General features: G+C 66.1%; 20 protein-coding genes and 2 tRNA genes. 9 read left to right on the top strand and 13 right to left on the bottom strand.

Annotated features, from left to right (window positions below; translation table 11 throughout):
* Positions 1-30 precede the first annotated feature (30 nt).
* The gene (locus N536_RS0125735) at positions 31-1,053 is read right to left on the bottom strand and encodes a phosphotransferase family protein (protein ID WP_029116257.1); all 1,023 of its coding nucleotides are present in this window, start codon (positions 1,051-1,053) and stop codon (positions 31-33) included.
* 9 nt (positions 1,054-1,062) lie between these two features.
* Entirely contained in the window at positions 1,063-1,662 is a 600-nt protein-coding gene (locus tag N536_RS0125730) for a histidine phosphatase family protein (RefSeq protein WP_029116256.1), read from the bottom strand.
* 58 nt (positions 1,663-1,720) lie between these two features.
* Between N536_RS0125730 and N536_RS0125725 the strand changes: the two genes are divergently transcribed.
* Positions 1,721-2,482, top strand: a complete 762-nt coding sequence (locus N536_RS0125725) for an SDR family NAD(P)-dependent oxidoreductase (protein ID WP_029116255.1) — start codon at positions 1,721-1,723, stop codon at positions 2,480-2,482.
* Positions 2,483-2,657: 175 nt separating this feature from the next.
* Here N536_RS0125725 and N536_RS0125720 read toward each other — a convergent pair whose 3' ends face one another.
* Positions 2,658-4,547 (bottom strand): alkyl/aryl-sulfatase, encoded by a 1,890-nt coding sequence (locus tag N536_RS0125720; RefSeq protein ID WP_029116254.1) that lies wholly within the window; start codon positions 4,545-4,547, stop codon positions 2,658-2,660.
* 81 nt (positions 4,548-4,628) lie between these two features.
* Here N536_RS0125720 and N536_RS0125715 point away from each other — a divergent pair, with 81 nt between their 5' ends.
* A complete protein-coding gene (locus tag N536_RS0125715; protein ID WP_036437642.1) occupies positions 4,629-5,942 on the top strand; it encodes an APC family permease in 1,314 nt (437 codons plus the stop codon).
* Here N536_RS0125715 and N536_RS0125710 read toward each other — a convergent pair.
* The 4 genes from N536_RS0125710 to N536_RS0125695 form a co-directional block, all read right to left on the bottom strand.
* On the bottom strand, positions 5,939-6,163 hold the full coding sequence (locus N536_RS0125710; RefSeq protein WP_029116252.1) for a hypothetical protein: 225 nt from the start codon (positions 6,161-6,163) through the stop codon (positions 5,939-5,941). The two genes, N536_RS0125715 and N536_RS0125710, sit on opposite strands and share 4 nt — an antisense overlap.
* Before the next feature lie 68 nt (positions 6,164-6,231).
* Positions 6,232-6,630 carry an MmcQ/YjbR family DNA-binding protein gene (locus N536_RS0125705; RefSeq protein ID WP_029116251.1) on the bottom strand — a complete coding sequence of 133 codons (399 nt, stop codon included), beginning with the start codon at positions 6,628-6,630 and terminating at the stop codon, positions 6,232-6,234.
* Positions 6,623-7,114 carry a metallophosphoesterase gene (locus N536_RS0125700; RefSeq protein WP_029116250.1) on the bottom strand — a complete coding sequence of 164 codons (492 nt, stop codon included), beginning with the start codon at positions 7,112-7,114 and terminating at the stop codon, positions 6,623-6,625. The genes N536_RS0125705 and N536_RS0125700 overlap by 8 nt, the downstream gene beginning before the upstream one ends.
* Positions 7,114-7,512, bottom strand: coding sequence for a nuclear transport factor 2 family protein (locus N536_RS0125695; RefSeq protein ID WP_029116249.1), 399 nt, complete (start codon positions 7,510-7,512; stop codon positions 7,114-7,116). Before N536_RS0125695 ends, N536_RS0125700 begins: the two co-directional genes overlap by 1 nt.
* Before the next feature lie 105 nt (positions 7,513-7,617).
* On the opposite strand from N536_RS0125695, the gene N536_RS41730 reads away from it, so the two are divergent.
* A complete protein-coding gene (locus N536_RS41730) occupies positions 7,618-9,030 on the top strand; it encodes an adenylate/guanylate cyclase domain-containing protein (RefSeq protein WP_081809375.1) in 1,413 nt (470 codons plus the stop codon).
* Here the strand turns inward: N536_RS41730 and N536_RS0125685 are convergent.
* Positions 8,996-9,068: transfer RNA gene (locus N536_RS0125685), tRNA-Arg, on the bottom strand. The two genes, N536_RS41730 and N536_RS0125685, sit on opposite strands and share 35 nt — an antisense overlap.
* A gap of 38 nt (positions 9,069-9,106) precedes the next feature.
* Positions 9,107-9,195 (bottom strand) — tRNA-Ser (locus N536_RS0125680).
* A 92-nt stretch (positions 9,196-9,287) separates the two neighbouring features.
* On the opposite strand from N536_RS0125680, the gene hisC reads away from it, so the two are divergent.
* Both hisC and N536_RS0125670 read left to right on the top strand, forming a co-directional pair.
* Complete coding sequence (gene hisC, locus N536_RS0125675) at positions 9,288-10,343, top strand: histidinol-phosphate transaminase (RefSeq protein ID WP_029116247.1); 1,056 nt, start codon at positions 9,288-9,290, stop codon at positions 10,341-10,343.
* Positions 10,340-10,801 (top strand): DUF4334 domain-containing protein, encoded by a 462-nt coding sequence (locus N536_RS0125670; protein WP_029116246.1) that lies wholly within the window; start codon positions 10,340-10,342, stop codon positions 10,799-10,801. Before hisC ends, N536_RS0125670 begins: the two co-directional genes overlap by 4 nt.
* Here N536_RS0125670 and N536_RS0125665 read toward each other — a convergent pair.
* A complete protein-coding gene (locus tag N536_RS0125665; RefSeq protein WP_029116245.1) occupies positions 10,798-11,358 on the bottom strand; it encodes a TIGR03086 family metal-binding protein in 561 nt (186 codons plus the stop codon). The two genes, N536_RS0125670 and N536_RS0125665, sit on opposite strands and share 4 nt — an antisense overlap.
* A 40-nt stretch (positions 11,359-11,398) precedes the next feature.
* Here N536_RS0125665 and N536_RS0125660 point away from each other — a divergent pair, with 40 nt between their 5' ends.
* The 4 genes from N536_RS0125660 (at position 11,399) to N536_RS0125645 (ending at position 14,537) form a co-directional block, all read left to right on the top strand.
* Positions 11,399-11,812 carry a hypothetical protein gene (locus N536_RS0125660; protein WP_029116244.1) on the top strand — a complete coding sequence of 138 codons (414 nt, stop codon included), beginning with the start codon at positions 11,399-11,401 and terminating at the stop codon, positions 11,810-11,812.
* Positions 11,813-11,830: 18 nt separating this feature from the next.
* Entirely contained in the window at positions 11,831-12,655 is an 825-nt protein-coding gene (locus tag N536_RS0125655) for a crotonase/enoyl-CoA hydratase family protein (protein ID WP_029116243.1), read from the top strand.
* Between the two features lie 264 nt (positions 12,656-12,919).
* Positions 12,920-14,026 carry a type III polyketide synthase gene (locus N536_RS0125650; protein WP_029116242.1) on the top strand — a complete coding sequence of 369 codons (1,107 nt, stop codon included), beginning with the start codon at positions 12,920-12,922 and terminating at the stop codon, positions 14,024-14,026.
* A 10-nt stretch (positions 14,027-14,036) separates the two neighbouring features.
* Positions 14,037-14,537 (top strand): isoprenylcysteine carboxyl methyltransferase family protein, encoded by a 501-nt coding sequence (locus N536_RS0125645; protein ID WP_029116241.1) that lies wholly within the window; start codon positions 14,037-14,039, stop codon positions 14,535-14,537.
* 91 nt (positions 14,538-14,628) lie between these two features.
* On the opposite strand, the gene N536_RS39425 is transcribed toward N536_RS0125645, so the two are convergent.
* From N536_RS39425 to N536_RS40895, 3 genes are all read right to left on the bottom strand, one after another.
* The gene (locus tag N536_RS39425) at positions 14,629-15,066 is read right to left on the bottom strand and encodes a hypothetical protein (protein ID WP_051574765.1); all 438 of its coding nucleotides are present in this window, start codon (positions 15,064-15,066) and stop codon (positions 14,629-14,631) included.
* 85 nt (positions 15,067-15,151) lie between these two features.
* Complete coding sequence (locus N536_RS0125635) at positions 15,152-16,054, bottom strand: Imm52 family immunity protein (protein WP_029116240.1); 903 nt, start codon at positions 16,052-16,054, stop codon at positions 15,152-15,154.
* 16 nt (positions 16,055-16,070) lie between these two features.
* Entirely contained in the window at positions 16,071-17,633 is a 1,563-nt protein-coding gene (locus N536_RS40895; RefSeq protein WP_051574764.1) for a Tox-REase-5 domain-containing protein, read from the bottom strand.
* Positions 17,634-17,646: the final 13 nt, after the last annotated feature.

The following is a 17,646-nucleotide window of genomic DNA, read 5'->3' as shown; positions in this document are numbered from 1 at the left end:
ATTCACCGCCCAATCAAACCGCAGACGGCCTTAGGACAGTGCGGTGAGGCCCATCGCGATGAGCGGAGCGACGGCCTCGCCGACCTTGTCACCCTCGTCCGTGCCACCCATCCTGGCGCGGAAGTGGATGCCCGCGGCGATGATCGCCAACTTGAAGTACGCCAGCGCCATGTAGAAGTCCCAGTGCGCCAACGGCTGGTCGGCCGCCAGGGAGTAGCGGTGCGCGAGCTCGTCGGCCGACGGGATCAGCGGCGACGACCACGCGGCGTTCGCGTGCACCATGTCGAACATCGGGTGTCGGTACACGCACATCAGCGCGGCGTCGCTGAGCGGGTCGCCCAGCGTCGACATCTCCCAGTCGAGCACCGCGCGCACCTTGGTGGCGTCGGTCGCGTCGAGCATGGTGTTGTCGATGCGGTAGTCGCCGTGCACGATCGAACTGCGGCTCTGCTCGGGCAGTGCCTCACCCAGCTTGGCGTGCAGGAGTTTCACGTCGTGGTCGCGCGGATCGTCCTCGTGGCGCACCAGATCCCACTGCGAACCCCAGCGGCGCACCTGACGCTCGAGGTATCCGGTGGGCTTGCCGAAGTCGCCGAGGCCGACGGAGGCCGGGGCGACGGCGTGCAGGTCGGCCAGCACCTTGATCAATGCGTCGACGCAGCCGTCGATCACGGACTGGTCGCCGAGCGCCTCGAGTTCCTCGCTGTAGCGCACCACGCGGCCGGGCACGTACTCGACCATCTGGAACGGGGCGTCGAGGACGGAGTCGTCGTTGCGCATCGTCACCGGATGCGCGACGGGCACCGGGGTGCCCTCGAGTGCCGCCACGACCTTGTACTCGCGGGCCATGTCGTGCGCCGACGGGGTGAGGCCGTGCAGCGGCGGGCGGCGCAGTACCCACTTCGACGCGTCGTCGAATACCAGGAACGTCAGGTTGGAGCGGCCGCCGGCGATCAGGTCCGCCCGCAGCTCACCGGTGCGCGGCACGTCGATGGACCGCAGGTGGCGGTCCAGCGCGTCGAGGTCAAGACCGGCGGGCGACGAGGATGTCATCGGACTTGTCTACCACCGGACGTTTCGAGGCAGCAGGTCCCATACGTGCTCGGTCCCGTTGACGGACGCGACGCTCAGCTTTCCGTTGCGCGACGACAGGAGCCGGGTGACGCCTGCGTAGTCGACCTGGACGCACAGCAGCCGCTCGGTGCCCATCGTCTGGTGGACGAGCGCGTTGATGACGCCGCCATGACAGAACACCGCGACGGTGTCCTCGTGGTCCGCGGCTGCGACGAGGTCACCGATCCCTGCGTTGACCCTGGCGATGAACGCATCCTCGTCCACGTTGCCAGGTAGGTGACCGTCGATGAGTCGCTGCAGGTCTTCCTGCGAGGCCTCTTCGATCGGCGTGTAGTGCGAAAGGCCGTAGTCGTACTCGGCCAGCCGCTCGTCGACGTCGACGGCGAGCCCGAGCGCATCGGCTACCGGTTGCGCGGTCTGGATCGCACGTCGCTGTGGGCTGCTGACCAATCGCGTGATGGGGAATCGGGCCAGCGCCTCGGGCAGTCGCTTGGCCTGTTCGATGCCGTCCTCGGACAGGTCCGGATCCGAACCCTGCCCAGGTTCACTGCGGCGAGGCAGCGCATGTCGCACGAGTAGCAGTTGCACCGTGCCACCATATGGGCATTCGCTGCCCCGACCGGACTCGACCGATAGGAGTGCCAAGGTGGGTTACGCCGACCGACTCTTCGACCTGACCGACCACGTCGTGCTCGTCACCGGGGGCAGCCGCGGGCTGGGGCGGGAGATGGCGTTCGCGGCCGCCGAGTGCGGGGCGGACGTCATCATCGCCAGCCGCAACCTGGAGTCGTGCGTCGTCACGGCCGAGGAGATCTCCGCGTCCACGGGGCGAACCGCGTTCCCGTACCAGGTGCACGTGGGCCGGTGGGAGCAGCTCGACGGCCTGGTCGACGCGGCCTACGAGCGGTTCGGCAAGGTCGACGTGCTGATCAACAACGCAGGCATGTCGCCGCTGTACGACTCGTTGTCCTCGGTGACCGAGAAGCTGTTCGACGCCGTGGTGAACCTCAACCTCAAGGGTCCGTTCCGGTTGTCGACGCTGGTGGCCGACCGGATGGTGGCCGCAGGTGGCGGGTCGATCATCAACGTCAGCTCCAGCGGATCGCTGCGGCCGGCGCCCGACATGCTGCCGTACGCGGCGGCGAAGGCCGGGCTGAACGCGTTGACCGAAGGGCTCGCCAAGGCATACGGGCCCACGGTGCGGGTGAACACGTTGATGGCTGGGCCGTTCCTCACCGACATCAGCAAGGCGTGGGACTTCTCGGGCGCCGAGAATCCGTTCCGCCACTTGGCGTTGGAGCGCGCCGGCGAGCCGCACGAAATCATCGGTGCCGCACTGTATCTGGCGTCGGATGCGTCGAGCTTCACCAGCGGCGCCATCCTGCGGGCCGACGGCGGCCTACCCTAGTTCTCGAGAACCCGCCCGCCGGATAGTGGGCACACGAATTGCCCACCTATCAGCGACTTTTCGGGCTGCCCTTGCCGAAAGTCGCTGCTAGGCGGGAAAAGGCACCCACTCGACTCTGCGTTGGCGGCGGGGGCCACTCGCACGAATGCGCCCAGGACGCAGAGTCGACGCTTCCCTACGGCGTGACGATGTTGAAGTTCGGGTCGGGCCGGTCGAGCACCCCCATGAGCGACGGCAGTGCGTTGGCATCACCGGCGACGTCGATGCCGGGCGACGTGGTGTCCCCCGCGGCGAACATCAGCAGCCGCAGCTTGTTGGCCAGCGTGATGGTGGCCAACGCCGTCGCCGCGTCGGCGGGCGCCTTGCGGTGCACCAGTACGCCGTTGCGCAGCGTCAGCCGGTAGTTGGTCGCGACGTCGGTGAACGTCACGTCGAGGGTGATGTCGAGATCCCATGCCTTCGGCCCGTTGATGCTGATCGCAAAGCTGTCGAAGAGCTGCTCGGGCGTCAACTGCGACACCAGCGACAGCGACGTCGTCTGGCCGGGCGTGCCGAAGTTGCCCTCGCGCAGTTCGGTGGTACCGGCCAGGAAGAAGTTGCGCCACGTCGCGTTCTCGGCGCCGTACGCCAACTGCTCCAGGGTGTCGGCGTACAGCTCACGCACTCCGGCATGCGCGGTGTCGGTGAACGTCGCGTGGTCGAGGAGCGTTGCGGCCCAGCGAAAGTCGCCGTCGTCGAACGCTCGTTGCGCAAGTTCGACGACGCGCTCGATGCCACCCATCGCCTCGACGTAGCGCGGTCCGATCGCCTCCGGCGGGTGCGGCCACAACCGTGCGGGGTTGCCGTCGAACCAGCCCATGTAGCGCTGGTAGACCGCCTTGACGTTGTGGCTCACCGACCCGTAATAGCCGTGCGTGTGCCACGCCCGGTGCAGCGCGGGCGGCATCTCGAAGTTCTCGGCGATCTCGGTGCCGGTGTAGCCCTGGCTGAGCAGCCGCAACGTCTGGTCATGCAAGTAGGCGTACAGATCCCGTTGCAGCGAAAGGTATTCCACGATCCGGTCCTTGCCCCACGTCGGCCAGTGATGCGATGCGAACACCACGTCGGTGCGGTCGGTGAACGCGTCGATGGCCTCGGTGAGATAGCCCGACCAGCCGTGCGGATCACGCACCAGGGCACCGCGCAGCGTCAGCAGGTTGTGCAGGTTGTGGGTGGCGTTCTCGGCCATGCACAGCGCCCGGTAGCGCGGGAAGTAGAAGTGCATCTCGGCGGGCGCCTCCGTGCCCGGGGCCATCTGGAACTCGATCTCGACGCCGTCGATGGTGTGCGTCTCGCCGGTCGTGGTGATGTCGAGGGTCGGCACGATGACCGCGACCTCGCCCGTCGACGGCGTCTGTCCCAGGCCACAGCCGACCTGTCCTCGCGCACCGCGGGCCAGCACCGTGCCGTACATGTAGGACGCCCGCCGCGCCATTGCCGTTCCGGCGTAGACGTTTTCCTGCACGGCATGCTCGATGAAACCCTCGGGCGCCAGCACCACGACCTTGCCAGCGTCGACGTCGGCTTGGCTCGTCACGCCGAGCACGCCGCCGAAGTGGTCGACGTGGCTGTGGGTGTAGATGACGGCGACGACGGTACGGTCCCCGCGGTGGGCACGGTAGAGCGCCAGCGCCGCTGCCGCGGTCTCAGTGCACACCAAGGGGTCGATGACGATGACGCCCGTGTCGCCCTCGATGAAGCTGACGTTGGACAGGTCCAGGCCACGAACCTGGTAGACGCCTTCGACCACCTCGTACAGGCCCTGCTTGGCGCACAGCGTCGACTGCCGCCACAGGCTGGGATGCACGGTGGAAGGTGCGTGTTCGGGGTCGGCGTCGGACAGGAAGCCGTAGACGTCGTTGTCCCACACCACCCGCCCGTCGGCGGCCTTCACCACGCAAGGTTGCATCGCGCCGATGAAGCCGCGGTCGGCATCGGCGAAGTCGCGGGTGTCCTCGAACGGAAAGCCGTCGCGGTGCTGCGCGTGCGCGGATTCGATGACGGCAGTGGGCGGCTTCTGTTCCATGCAAACGACATTGCCACCCGCATGGCGCGGCCGGAGCGGATCGGCGCGATGTTCATCCCATCGTGTGGGAAGCTGACCGCGATGACCACATCATCCGGCTCGATCACCGCTGCGAGCGCGACCGCGATCGGCGTCGGCGGGATGATGGGCGCCGGGCTGTACACGCTGCTGGGTTTGGCGTCGACGACGGCAGGCGTATGGCTGCCCGTCGCATTCCTCGTCGGTGGCGTGGTGACCGTCTTCAGCGTCTACTCCTACGCCAAGCTGGGCGCGCGCTATCCGAGCCGGGGCGGCGCCGCGCAATTCCTCATCCAATGCTTCGGCGACGGGGTGATTGCGGGCGGCCTCAACGTCTTTCAGTTCCTCGGCTGGATCATCGCGATGGCGCTCTACTGCGCGGGCTTCGCCGGCTACGCCCGGGCGCTGCTGCCGTGGGAGACGCCCGCCTGGTCGGGCAAGCTCATCGGGATCGGGCTGATCGCCGTGGTGGTGTTGATCAACATGGTGGGCTCCAAACTGGTGGGCCGGGCCGAATCGATCGTCGTCACCGTCGAATTGGTCATCCTGGCGATGTTCGCGGTGCTCGGCCTGATCAAGGCCGATCCCGCTCGTTTGACCGACAACGGCGACCACCACTGGCTCGGCATCCTGTTCGCCGCGGGCCTGCTCTACGTGACGTACGAGGGCTTCGGTGTGGTGACCAACTCCGCCGGGGACATGCGCGACCCGGCGAGGGAGCTGCCGCGCGCGATGTTCTCGGCGTTGGCCATCGTGGTGGTGGTCTACGTCGTGATCAGCACGGTGGTGGTGATGACGTTGAGCCTGCCCGCGATGGACGCCAGCCAGGGACACGTGCTGTCGGAGGCGGGACTCGCGGCGATGGGGCACGTCGGCTTCGTCGTGATCGGGATCGCGGCACTGATGGCCACCGCATCCGGGGTCAACGCCACCATGTACGGCGACGCGAACCTGGCCTTCATGGTCGCGAAATCTGGCGAATTGCCAAGGGATTTCACCGGTGGCGTGTGGCGGGGCGGCACCGTCGGCATGCTCGTCGCCGCGGTATTGACCGCATTGTTCGTCGCGTTCTTCCCGCTGTCGGCGGTGGGTTCGATGGCCAGCCTGGCGTTTCTGATCGTGTACGGCACGGTCAGCGCCGGGCATCTGCGGGTGCACCGCGAGACCGGCGCCAAGCGCTCGCTGCTGGTACTCGCGGTGGCGCTGAACGCGGCGCTCTTCGCCCTGTTGCTCGGCTACACCGTCCACACCGGGCCGGCGAGCACGTGGGTCACGCTGCTGGCGGTGCTGGTACTGAGCTTCGTATTCGAGGTCGTCTACCGGAAGCGCACCGGCCGCACGCTGAAGGTGCAGCCGGTGCCCGGTGCCGCCGCCTAGCGTGAACTGCTGCTGAGTTCCCTCAAGAATTCGTGGCAGCGCTGCCCGCGCTCGGAGTCCTGTTTCATGACCTCTTCGAAGAACGACGCGATGTCGTCACGGCCTGCGTTCTTGGCATCACGGACGTACTGCCCGTAGTCGTGGCCGGCCTTCAGCGAGTGATACTGCACCGAGATCAGGTCGAACGACACATCGTCGAATCCGGTTTCTCCAGTTGCCATCATGTACCTCCAAGGGTCTTCGGATCGGACAGCCGACGGCTACCCGTACACGATGGCCAGAAACCAACTCATTCCACGAGTTTCCGGCCCGCCAGCCACTGCTCACCGCGTCGCTTCGAGGCTCGCGACAGCCAGGCGTCCTGGATCACCTCGGCCAGCTCGTCGACCCCGATGCGGTGGAGTTCGCTGCCCCGCACCAGGACCGACGGATGGCCGTTGAAGTGGTCGGTGGTGAAGAACGGTGAGTCGGGATCCTGCACCAGGGCCACCTTGTCGGCCTCGGACTCCACCCAGATCACGATGACGTCGGGAAAGGGCGCGTCCTTGCGTGGGTTGCGGAAGAACACGAACGACTTGCCGCCGACCTGGTAGATGGCGTTGCCCTTGGGTCCTTCGATGCGGGTGACGTGAGGCATCGCGGCGGCGAGCCGATGTACGTCGGCGACCTTGGCGGGGCGGTCAGACACGGTGCAGCGTCACCTCGTCGAGCACTCCGTCGGAGACCGTCGCCGTCATGTAGGTGCAGAACGGCTGGCGCCTGCGGTCGGTGGGCGAGCCCGGGTTGAGCAGACGCAGGCCACTCCGTGCGGTCGCGTCCCACGGGATGTGGCTGTGCCCGAACACCAACACGTCGGTGTCGGGGTACAGCCGGGCCATGCGCTCGTCGCGCCCGCCGGACGCTCCCGTCTCGTGCACGACGGTGAATCGCAGCCCGCCGAGCGTCACGTCGGCGCGTTCGGGCAACCGGCGACGCAGCTCGTCGCCGTCGTTGTTGCCCCAGCAGGCGACCAGACGTTTCGCGCGCGCCTCCAACTCGTCGAGCAGCGAGGGCACCACCCAGTCACCGGCATGCAGCACAACGTCGACGCGAGCCACCTCGTCCCACACCACGGCCGGCATGTCACGTGCCCGCTTGGGGACGTGAGTGTCGGCGACGAGCAGCAGACGCATCAAGCCGACTGCAGCAACTCGGCCATCTTCGGCATGATCACCTGCAGGCCCTTGAACGGCCGCATCATCACCTTGAACGACACGATCCGATCGTCGTCGTTCCACTCGATCATGTCGACGCCGTTGACGTAGATGCCGTCGATGGTGGCGGCGAACTCCAGCACGGCCGACCGCCCGGCGAACCACTGCCCGACGTAGTGAAAGTCCGTTCCTGCGAACATCTTCGCGGCCGCCCGCAGGTACATCGCCGTCTTGGCGCGTCCCTCCTGCGGCGTGAAGACGGCCGGCGAGTAGAACACCGCGTCCTCGGCCAGCAGGCCGTCCAGTTCGCCGAGGCGGCCGTCGGAGGGATCGCTGTCGATGATGTCGATCCAGCGCTGGATCACCGTGGGTGTCATAGGGCCATCCTGCCCCGCGGTGGGGCAGCCCGGGAACATCGGTCGACAAGATTAGCGGTGGCAAAGCCCTCGTCGTCGATCGTCGCGGGTGGGACACTGAGACGGATGGTCACCCAGCCAGAGACCCGCTACGCGAAGGGGCCGAACGGAGACCTCGCCTACCAGGTGGTTGGCGACGGTCCGATGGACTTGGTGGTCGTTCCCGGCTGGCTTTCCCACGTCGACTTCATGTGGAGCGATACCAACTGGGCGGCGTTCGTCGGCGAACTCAGTTCATTCGCCCGAGTGGTTCTGTACGACAAGCTCGGCACCGGTCTGTCCGACCCCGTCGACGGGGTGCCGACGCTGGAGAGCCGCTCGGACGACCTGCTCGCGGTGATGGATGCCACGCATTGCGACCGGCCCGCGCTGTTCGGCTTCTCCGAGGGTGGGCCCATCAGCATCGTCGTTGCCGCCAGTTACCCGGAGCGCGTCCGCGCGCTGGTCCTCTACGGCACGTATGCGAACGGGTCCCTCGACGACGACGGCTCGCCCGGCAGGGCGAAGTGGCTGCGGCTGGCGAGCCAGCTTCGGACGTCGATCGACCACTGGGGCGAGGGCGGCACCATCGATTGGGCGGCGCCGAGTCACAGTCGAGACCCCCTCTATCGCAGAGCCGTCGCGGTGTTCGAACGGACAAGCATGAGCCCGAAGATGGCCCTCCTCACGTGGGCCGCGGTGCTGACGAAGATCGACGTTCGCGACGTCCTCGGAAGCGTTCGCGTCCCGACCCTCGTCCTGCATCGCAGGGACGACGCGATTCCGGTCGAGTTCGCGAGGGAGCTCGCAGCGGGCATCCCCATGGCACGCATCGTCGAACTCGACGGCATCGACCACTTCCCGTCGGTCGGCGACTTCAGGGCGATCACCGGCGAGGTGGAGGAATTCCTCACCGGGCAGCGTCACGAGCCGCCGCCGGATCGGGTTCTGGCCACGGTGATGTTCACCGACATCGTCGATTCCACGACACAAGCGGCCCACCTTGGCGACCGCCGCTGGCGTGAGGTGCTCGAGCGGCACGACCGGATCACCCGCGCCGAGATCGCCCGGTTTCAGGGTCGCGAGATCAAGCACACCGGCGACGGCTTCCTCGCGACGTTCGACGGCCCCACCCGAGCCGTTCGGTGCGCCACCGCGCTGGCTGCGCACATGCCCGAGGCGGGTGTCGACGTCCGCAGCGGTCTGCACACCGGCGAGTGCGAACTGCGTGGCGACGACATCGGTGGCATCGCCGTCCACATCGGTGCGCGCATCGCAGCGCTCGCGAACGCAGGAGAGGTTCTGGTGTCCAGCACGGTGAAGGATCTGGTCAACGGCTCCGGGATTACGTTCCAGGACCGCGGGACGCACGTCCTGAAGGGCGTGCCGTCGGAGTGGCGGGTGTTCGCCCCCGTCGGCGAGCACGATGCAGTGCACGAAGTGCTCGTCGATGCGAACACGAGAGTGCGCCCGAAGGGATTCGAACCCCTAACCTTCTGATCCGTAGTCAGATGCTCTATCCGTTGAGCTACGGGCGCATGTATTAAATTTTCGCACTGACGCAGGTCAGCAGCGGCGGAGGCGAGAGGATTTGAACCTCCGGTCCCCTTTAAGAGGGACAACTCATTAGCAGTGAGTCCCATTCGGCCGCTCTGGCACGCCTCCTGAACGATCCGAGGCAGAAGCGTACACAGCCAGGTGACGGGAAGGCAAAGCGCGCGTCGGGCCACGTCCCGGCGCCCGCCTAGACTGTCCGGGTGACTGCCCGCCTGCGCCCCGAGCTGGCCGATCTGCCTGCCTACGCGCCGGGCAAGACCGTGCCCGGCGCCATCAAGATCGCCAGCAACGAGACGATCGACGGTCCACTGCCCAGCGTGCGCGCCGCGATCGACCGCGCCGTGGACAACATCAACCGCTACCCGGACAACGGCTACGTCGAACTGCGCGACCGCCTGGCCAAGCATGTCGACTTCGCGCCCGAGCACATCTCGGTGGGCTGCGGCTCGGTCAGTCTGTGCCAGCAGCTGATCCAGATCACCGCGTCGGTGGGCGACGAGGTGATGTTCGGCTGGCGCAGCTTCGAGATCTATCCGCTGCAGGTCCGCACCGCGGGTGCGACGCCGGTGCAGGTGCCGCTGACCGATCACACCCACGACCTCGACGCGATGCTGGCCGCGGTCACCGACCGGACCCGGCTGATCTTCATCTGCAACCCGAACAACCCGACCAGTACCGTCGTCGACCCCGACGCCCTGGCCCGGTTCGTCGCCGCGGTGCCGTCGGACATCCTCATCGTGCTCGACGAGGCGTACGTGGAGTACATCCGCGACGGGCTGCTGCCCGACAGCTTCGGGCTGGTCCGCGCCCACAGCAATGTCGTTGTGCTGCGGACGTTCTCGAAGGCCTACGGGCTCGCCGGGCTGCGCATCGGGTACGCGGTGGGCGATCCTGACATCATCACCGCGCTGAGCAAGGTGTACGTCCCGTTCACCGCGACGAGCATCTCGCAGGCCGCGGCCATCGCCTCCCTCGACGCCGCCGACGAGCTACTGGCCCGCACCGATGCCGTCGTCGCAGAACGCGCCCGCGTCACCGCAGCCCTGCGCGACGCCGGGTACACCGTGCCGCCGTCCCAGGCCAACTTCGTGTGGCTACCGCTTCCCGGTCGCGCCCAGGAATTCGCCAACGACTCGGCGAACAGCCGCGTGATCGTCCGCCCCTACGGCGACGACGGCGTCCGCGTCACCGTCGCCGCCCCGCACGAGAACGACGCCTTTCTCGAATTCGCCACTCGCTGGATCGCCGAACGATGACGGAATCACGGAACCTCTTCAGCGAGCTCAAGCAACGCGCCCAGCAGATTCCCGATGCGGAACTCGACGAGTTCTGGGCCTCGCTGGGACCGGCCACCGTCGCCGACATGATCGGCGAATGGAAGGGCGGCGAGTTCATCACCGGCCACATGATGAACGGCGGTCTGGCCAAGGCCAAGTGGTTCGGCAAGACCTTCACCTCCGCGGCCGACGTCAAGCCGCTCGTCTGCCTCGACGACGACGGCAACAAGTTCTCCAACGTCGAAATGGGCAAGGGCGAGGCCAGCCTCTGGCTCGAGGAGTTCCGCGGCGAGGCGACCGCGACCATGGTCTACGACGGCCAGCCCATTCACGACCACTTCAAGAAGATCGACGACGGCGCGGTCATGGGCATCATGAACGGCAAGCACGTGCTCGATGCCGGGCGCTACTTCTACTTCTACCTCGAACGCGTCTAGCTGGGTTTGCGGCCCGTGTAGGCCAGCAACCGGTGGAACGCGGCCGCGCGGGCAGGCAGGTCGATCGGGTCGTCGAACCCGGCTCCCACCCGACCCTCCGGCGTGATGATGGCGTGGCTCAGGCCGAGCACGTACTCCGACAGACCTTCCGGCGCGTCCACTTCTGCGCCGGTCGCCGATGCGTAATCCCAAGCGTGGACCAGGAATTCGATCGACAGGATGCCCGCCATCATCTTGGCGGGCGCTTCACCCTGGCCCGTCGTGACCATGCCGTCGAGACCGCGCCGCCGCCATGCATCCATAGCCGGCCGCGCCGCCGCCATCACCTGCTGCTCGATCGATGCGTTCGGGTCGCGCTCCGGCAGCTGGGCACCGGCGGCGCCGCCGATCACGGTGATGGAGTTCATCAGATGGTCCGTCAGCCCGGCGACGTCGAACTCGCGGCACGGCGTTTGCTTGGCGGTGTCGTCGGGACCCAGCTGCGCCAGGACCCCCTCCAAGACGGCGAGGGTCGCCTGGGCGCTGTCGATTTCGTCGATGGGCGCGTCGGTGGGCATGCGACCACGCTAGAACGTGCGTACGCCTATCGTTGCCGAGATGAGGAAGCGAGTTCTGATCGCCGGTGCGACGCTGGTGCTCGCCGCCGGGATCACCGCGTGCGAGCGCACGACGCCCGGCACCGTGGCAATGACCACCGAGCCGGGGTTCACCACGACGCGCACCTCGACGCCGTTCCCCTTGCCCACCTTGCCCACGCGGCCGGGCACGTCGACGCCCCGCACCTCGTCCAACGTTCCGCCGCCGGGAGATTCCCTCACCATGACGTGTGAGCAGTACGTCGGCCTCGACCCGGACACCCAGACCGCAGTGATCGAGGAGATCCTCGCGCAGGAGGGCTCGGTGCTCGGTCCGCAGAACACCGAGATCGCCAAGACCCTCGCCGACGCGGTGTGTCAGTTCCTTCCCACCAGCACCGTCAGCGAGATCCTCCTCGGGGGCGGGCCTCCCTAGCCAGCTAGCCTTCCTGGCATGGGTGAAACGTACGAATCCCTCGCCGTCGACGTCGATGGCCACGTCGCTCAGGTGACGCTGCTCGGTCCCGGCAAGGGCAACGCGATGGGGCCCGCCTTCTGGACGGAGCTGCCGCAAGCGTTCGCGTCGCTGGACGCCGATCCCGAGGTGCGCGCGATCGTGCTCACCGGATCCGGCAAGAACTTCAGCTACGGCCTCGACGTGGCCGCAATGGGTGACGTCCTCGCGCCGACGCTGGCCGAAGGTGCACTGGCCGGCCCCCGCACCGACTTCCACACCAAGCTGCGCGCGATGCAGCAGTCGATCACCGCCGTCGCGGACTGCCGCACCCCGGTCATCGCCTCGATCCAGGGGTGGTGCATCGGCGGCGGTGTCGACCTGATCTCCGCCGTCGACATCCGCTACGCCAGCGCCGACGCGAAGTTCTCGGTGCGCGAAGTGAGGCTCGCCATGGTGGCCGACGTGGGCAGCCTGGCGCGGCTGCCGCTGATCCTGTCCGAGGGACACCTCCGCGAGCTGGCGTTGACCGGCAAGGACATCGATGCGGCGCGGGCCGAGAAGATCGGTCTGGTCAACGACGTCTACGCCGACGCAGATGCCGCATTGGCCGCCGCGCACGCCACCGCCAAGGAGATCGCCGCCAACCCGCCATTGGTGGTGCGGGGCATCAAGGACGTCCTAGACGAGCAGCGCATCGCGCAGGTGTCGGCGAGCTTGCGCTACGTCGCGGCGTGGAACTCCGCGTTCCTGCCGTCGAAGGATCTCACCGAGGGAATTACCGCGATGTTCGCCAAACGCCCACCCGAATTCAAGGGCGAATGACAGCCGATTGGCAGCAATTCCGAATCGAATTGGCAGAGTCGTAGTGATTCAGAATTCCCAGCCGCAATTCATGGGCGTCCCAGCTGAAATTCAGCAATAACTCTACTGGTTGACGTTCCCGCAGTTCAGGGAAGTTTTCGCTGCTCGTAGCCACTTTTGCTTTTCACATTCTCGGAATTATTCCCAAATTCCCATCGCGTGTGTTTGTTTTCACGATTGCGATTATCGGCGAACAATTCCGTTCTGCGGTTCGTATTCACTGGCATGACAGATACAACGCATTTCCCATCCACCGATGGTCTTGCCTTCCACAGGACCGGAGCGCCACACATTGCGGGCACCTCGGTCGCGTTCACGCCGCACAAGTACGACCAGGCTCAGGTCGCAAGTGCACTCACCACCGTCGTCGACCCGGGATTCACCCGCTTCGCGGAGTCGAGCGGCGTGCAGTACCGCAACCTCGCCCTCCCCGTGTCGCGGTACCCGGAACTGACCGGGTTCACCGAGGCGAACGCGGCCTACGTCGAGGTGGCCACCGACCTGGGCGGCAAGGCCGTGCTGTCCGCGCTCGACGCGGCGGGGATCAAACCCGATGAGGTCGACGTCATCGTGACGGTTTCCAGCACCGGCGTCGCGGTGCCGACCATCGACGCGCGCATAGCGTCGCAGATCGGACTGAGGCAGGACGTCAAGCGCGTCCCGTTGTTTGGGCTCGGGTGTGTGGCGGGTGCCGCAGGCATGGCCCGCGTGCACGACTACCTGCGCGGCTACCCGACCCACGTCGCCGTGCTGCTGTCGGTCGAACTCTGCTCGCTCACGTTGCAGCGCGACGACGCCTCCATCCCCGCCCTCATCGGCGTGTGCCTGTTCGGCGACGGCGCGGCTGCCGTCGTCGCCACCGGTGCCGACCGGGTCCCGTCGCATCCCACCGCACATCCCGGTCCGAAGGTGTTGGCCACCCGCAGCCGGCTCTTCCCGGACACCGTCGACGTGATGGGGTGGAACGTCAGCTCCAGCGGGTTCCAACTGGTGATGTCGCGCGACGTGCCCAAGATGGCCGACGACTACCTCGGCGGCGAAGTCAGCCGGTTCCTGGCCGATCAGGGTCTGTCCACTGAGGACATCTCGACGTGGATCTGCCATCCCGGTGGCCCCAAGGTGCTCGATTCGATCCAGAACGCGATCGGTATGCCGCCAGGCGCACTCGCGCACAGCTGGGATTCCATGCGGGAGCACGGCAACATCTCGTCGGCGTCGGTGCTCGACGTCCTCGGACGGACCGTCGCCGCGCCGCCCGCCGACGGCGAACTGGCCGTGATGCTGGCGATGGGTCCGGGGTTCGGGTTCGAGCTGCTGCTGTTGAGCTGGTAGGGGGACGGCGATGTACTACCTCTTCATCCTTGCCATCGGCGCCGAACGATTGGTCGAGCTGGTCGTCTCGCGGCGCAATGCGAAATGGTCGATTGCCAACGGAGGCAGGGAATTCGGCCAGGGCCACTACCCGGTGATGGTTGCCATGCACACGCTGCTGCTGGTGAGCTGCGTGGTCGAGGTATGGACGATGCGCCGGCCGTTCATCCCCTGGCTGGGCTGGACGATGGTGCTCCTCGTGGTGCTCAGCACCGTCGTTCGATGGTGGTGCGTGGCCCTTTTGGGAAAGCATTGGAATCCCCGCCTCATCGTCATCCCGGGCGCCCCGCTGGTGCGGCGCGGCCCGTATCGCTGGATCCACCACCCCAACTACACGGCGGTCGCGGTGGAGGTGGCGGCGCTGCCGCTGGTCCATTCGGCGTGGCTGACCGCGATCGTGTTCAGCCTGGCGAACGCCTTGGTGCTCAACGTCCGAATCCGGGCGGAGAACGCGGCTTTGGGTTACGTCTGAACGACCCGCAACCACAGGTTGGTCACTAGGTCGGTGTGCGACCGGCTGACCTGTTCCAGTCGAATCGCCGTGCCACCGCGGCGTTCACGACCTAGCCGTGGTTGATTTGGCTTCGGCTGTCCGCCGACGTCATCGCGCGGGCGACGTCGACGCTGAACCACCACGCGATCGCGTGGACCACCAGGCCGACCACGATTGCGACGAAGTCGAACACGCCGACCCAGGCGGGCGTCGCGTCACCGATGTCGATCAGGTGGCTGATCGCATGCAGCACGTAGTGCGCCGTGGCGAACGCCAGCGTCGGCACCCGCCAGCTGGGCCATCGGATCGCCGCGAGATACAGCAAGCCGAGCGGCAATTCGAAGCCGGCGAGGTCGAACATGTAGTGGCTGTTGAAGACTCCGAACCCGCCGAACGTGTCGAAGAAGAAGCCTGGCGCGAGCAACATCGCCAGGCCGACCACCGTCGAGTAGATGCCGTAGATCACCAGCACGGCGACGACGACGCGTGACTTGAACCGAATGTCCATGTGCGCAGAGTAAGACGCCGGGGCGTGTAGCGGTGGGAAGAAGATGGCGTCAGCCCTCGTTGAGCGCACCCCAACCGAGGCTGGTTTAGCCGGCGTCGGTTCTGCCCCGCAGCGACTTCGGTTCTCGCCCAGTACCTTCGGATGCCTCGGACTGGTGGTTGGGCGAAATTGGCGCCACGCCCGAACCGGTACCAGACATCGCAGCACCGGCTGCCGCCCCGCCATCGGTGGTCGATGTCAAGCCAGATGGCACCGAATAACCCATCGCAGCGCGCACAGCGAGAACATCATTGAGCAGTGGATTCGCGGGGTCGCCCCCTAGCGTGACCAGCGAGCCCGAGCCCACGAGATCGAGCGTGGCGGCTGGCGGCAATAAGGAACGGTCGAGTCGGGCAGCGTCTGCGCCAGTGAGGTACGTGGCCCATCCGGCCGCAGGACCCTTAATCGTGCCGATCGCGACACTGCCGTCTGGCAGAGTTCGATTCGGTTCTTTCTGCCCCTTTTCGAGCTCACTGTTCAACCAGACCGCACGGTCCGGTTCAAAAATATCGATGACCGCCGACAAGATGCGCTTCGCACCATCGATCGAATACGCGCCTGGAGCAACGGTTGGCTCCGGCAAGCGAAGGGACACACTATTGTTGATTTTTGATGATGTCTTGCCGATCCGCACCATCAAGACCGCATTTTCGGCATCCTTATCTCGGCCGGTCCACCACGACACGGAATAGCCAAATTCCTCGATAGCCGCGTCGGTGTCGGCACGGCGCGTACGGCCCGCCTCCAAGCGGCGGACAAGGTCGTCAGTGGCAGTGGTGACCGAGGCTTGCGATTGAGCAGCCTTCTTGGACAGCCCCTGATCCCGCCAGCCAGTCAGCAGTGGATCGACTTCGGAAAGCACCGTCAGCAGCCGTGCGATCTTCTCCGCGGCCTGTCCCGCCTGTTCATTCCGCGCACCCCAGTACGCGCCGAGCTGAGCCTTCGTCATCGTATCCAACCTTAGATCATCCCATCGGAACCCAGATGGCCGTTATCTGCGTAATTCCGTTGTCCTCCAGGACTTGAGCGACCTTTTCGGCGGCATTCTGCTGCGCGAACTTCCACACAATTGGGCTGTCGCCGGCCGCGGTCATCTGCCGCTCGGCCATTTCAAGGAAGCGGGCGTCTCCTGGGAAGAAGGATTTCCATTGCCCATCTGGAAGTAAGAACTGTCCGTAGTTACCTTTCGCATCAATCAACGCGCCGTTCGCAAAATCGTCGAACTTTATTCCGTTGACGATGTACGCCTCACTGATCGGGTGGCCGGTGACAAATTCTTGGTACGCCTTCGAGAACCCGGCGAATGACTCACTTGACGGACCCCAGGAGCCTGGCCCGAGTGCAGCCAGTTCGTTTCCAGCCGACTCGGCCCGCGCCGCCGCCAGCTCCAACGCGCGAGGGATGACGTTCTCGGATGTGACACCAGCTCCAGCTGCAGCACCATCAGCTCCAAACAACGCCCGCAAGCCGACCCATGCGCCTTCACCACCCTTGACCATCGGCCCCACACCGACGGCAGTCGTCACGGCCGTCAGCAGGGGCTCTGCCGAAGCAATCGCGCGACCCTCGTCGAGCACCCGCGTGCCGACGAGCTTCCCGTTCTCATAGGTGAGGTAGGTCAGCCGACCCTTGTCGAACAGCTGGCCGGTTCCGTTCTTCAGCGTTCCGGAGACCTCGGCCATCTGGCCGTTAAGGGGGTACTGGAAGAACACGTTGCCGTTGGCGTCGGCCCTCAGTGAGCCAGGATCGATCTTCGAATAGTCCGGGATCTTGCCCAGATCGTCGAGCGCCGTGGCGAGGTCTTGCTTCAGTTTGGGCAGTTGCGCAAGCGCAGCTTCCCCTTGCGGGCTCCCAGGGCCATAGGTGTAAGCGGCCGCAGCCGCTTTGTCATAGGCGGCCTGCGCTGCCTTGACCCGATCGATTGCCGCCAGGACGCTCTGGTCGTTGGCACGTTGAAGATCCTTCAATACCTCTGAGCCAGTGACATTTTGGGCCGCGTCGCCATTCTCCTTGTCAAGGGACTGACCGGCGATCGGTTCCTTGCCGATCGCCATGTTGATCGCCCGGCTAAGCTCCTCGTCGGCGGCGGCGGCTTCCACCAAGATGGCGGTCAGACGCGCTTGCAGTTGTTCGCGCTTGAGTTCAATCTCCATCGGCGGCGCGTTGGCCATATCAGGGCCTGGAACGACGGTGCTGGTCACGGGATCGATCGCCATTCCCATGGCTTCGGCGTCTGCCCGCAACTGCGCCAAGTCCGATTTCACCTGCTCGATGTCTTCGGCTGCACGAGAAGCCGCCTGCGACACGGCCAGCACCTCGTTGCCATGTGCATCGAGATCCTTACGCGACGCCTCGATTGCACCCTTGGCTGCCTCGGACGCTTCGCCGCCCCAAGTCCCGAACGCAGGCAAGGCGGCAATGCCGTCAGCCGCCTCGAATGCAGCCTCGGCTCGATTTCTCGTAGCGTGGAACACTTCTCGAACATCGCCAGCATCCCACCGATCGACATCGGCCACCGAGATGGTCACGGCGGACGCTGCC

The sequence above is a fragment of the Mycobacterium sp. URHB0044 genome, assembly GCF_000620625.1.
In the GTDB taxonomy this organism is placed as follows: Bacteria; Actinomycetota; Actinomycetes; order Mycobacteriales; family Mycobacteriaceae; genus Mycobacterium.
The sequence above is the reverse complement of the archived record's forward strand: the minus strand, read 5'-3'. Positions and strand labels throughout refer to the sequence as shown.

What these genes read in the sequence shown, in the direction of transcription:
- N536_RS0125655 (WP_029116243.1), top strand. Translation starts at nt 11,831, where the DNA reads ATGGGTGAAACGTACGAATCCCTCGCCGTCGACGTCGATGGCCACGTC.
- N536_RS0125710 (WP_029116252.1), bottom strand. Translation starts at nt 6,163, where the DNA reads ATGGCAACTGGAGAAACCGGATTCGACGATGTGTCGTTCGACCTGATC.
- N536_RS0125695 (WP_029116249.1), bottom strand. Translation starts at nt 7,512, where the DNA reads ATGACACCCACGGTGATCCAGCGCTGGATCGACATCATCGACAGCGAT.
- N536_RS0125635 (WP_029116240.1), bottom strand. Translation starts at nt 16,054, where the DNA reads ATGACGAAGGCTCAGCTCGGCGCGTACTGGGGTGCGCGGAATGAACAG.
- N536_RS0125720 (WP_029116254.1), bottom strand. Translation starts at nt 4,547, where the DNA reads ATGGAACAGAAGCCGCCCACTGCCGTCATCGAATCCGCGCACGCGCAG.
- N536_RS0125735 (WP_029116257.1), bottom strand. Translation starts at nt 1,053, where the DNA reads ATGACATCCTCGTCGCCCGCCGGTCTTGACCTCGACGCGCTGGACCGC.
- N536_RS0125645 (WP_029116241.1), top strand. Translation starts at nt 14,037, where the DNA reads ATGTACTACCTCTTCATCCTTGCCATCGGCGCCGAACGATTGGTCGAG.
- N536_RS0125665 (WP_029116245.1), bottom strand. Translation starts at nt 11,358, where the DNA reads ATGCCCACCGACGCGCCCATCGACGAAATCGACAGCGCCCAGGCGACC.
- N536_RS0125670 (WP_029116246.1), top strand. Translation starts at nt 10,340, where the DNA reads ATGACGGAATCACGGAACCTCTTCAGCGAGCTCAAGCAACGCGCCCAG.
- N536_RS41730 (WP_081809375.1), top strand. Translation starts at nt 7,618, where the DNA reads ATGGTCACCCAGCCAGAGACCCGCTACGCGAAGGGGCCGAACGGAGAC.
- N536_RS0125650 (WP_029116242.1), top strand. Translation starts at nt 12,920, where the DNA reads ATGACAGATACAACGCATTTCCCATCCACCGATGGTCTTGCCTTCCAC.
- N536_RS0125715 (WP_036437642.1), top strand. Translation starts at nt 4,629, where the DNA reads ATGACCACATCATCCGGCTCGATCACCGCTGCGAGCGCGACCGCGATC.
- N536_RS0125660 (WP_029116244.1), top strand. Translation starts at nt 11,399, where the DNA reads ATGAGGAAGCGAGTTCTGATCGCCGGTGCGACGCTGGTGCTCGCCGCC.
- N536_RS0125700 (WP_029116250.1), bottom strand. Translation starts at nt 7,114, where the DNA reads ATGCGTCTGCTGCTCGTCGCCGACACTCACGTCCCCAAGCGGGCACGT.
- N536_RS39425 (WP_051574765.1), bottom strand. Translation starts at nt 15,066, where the DNA reads ATGGACATTCGGTTCAAGTCACGCGTCGTCGTCGCCGTGCTGGTGATC.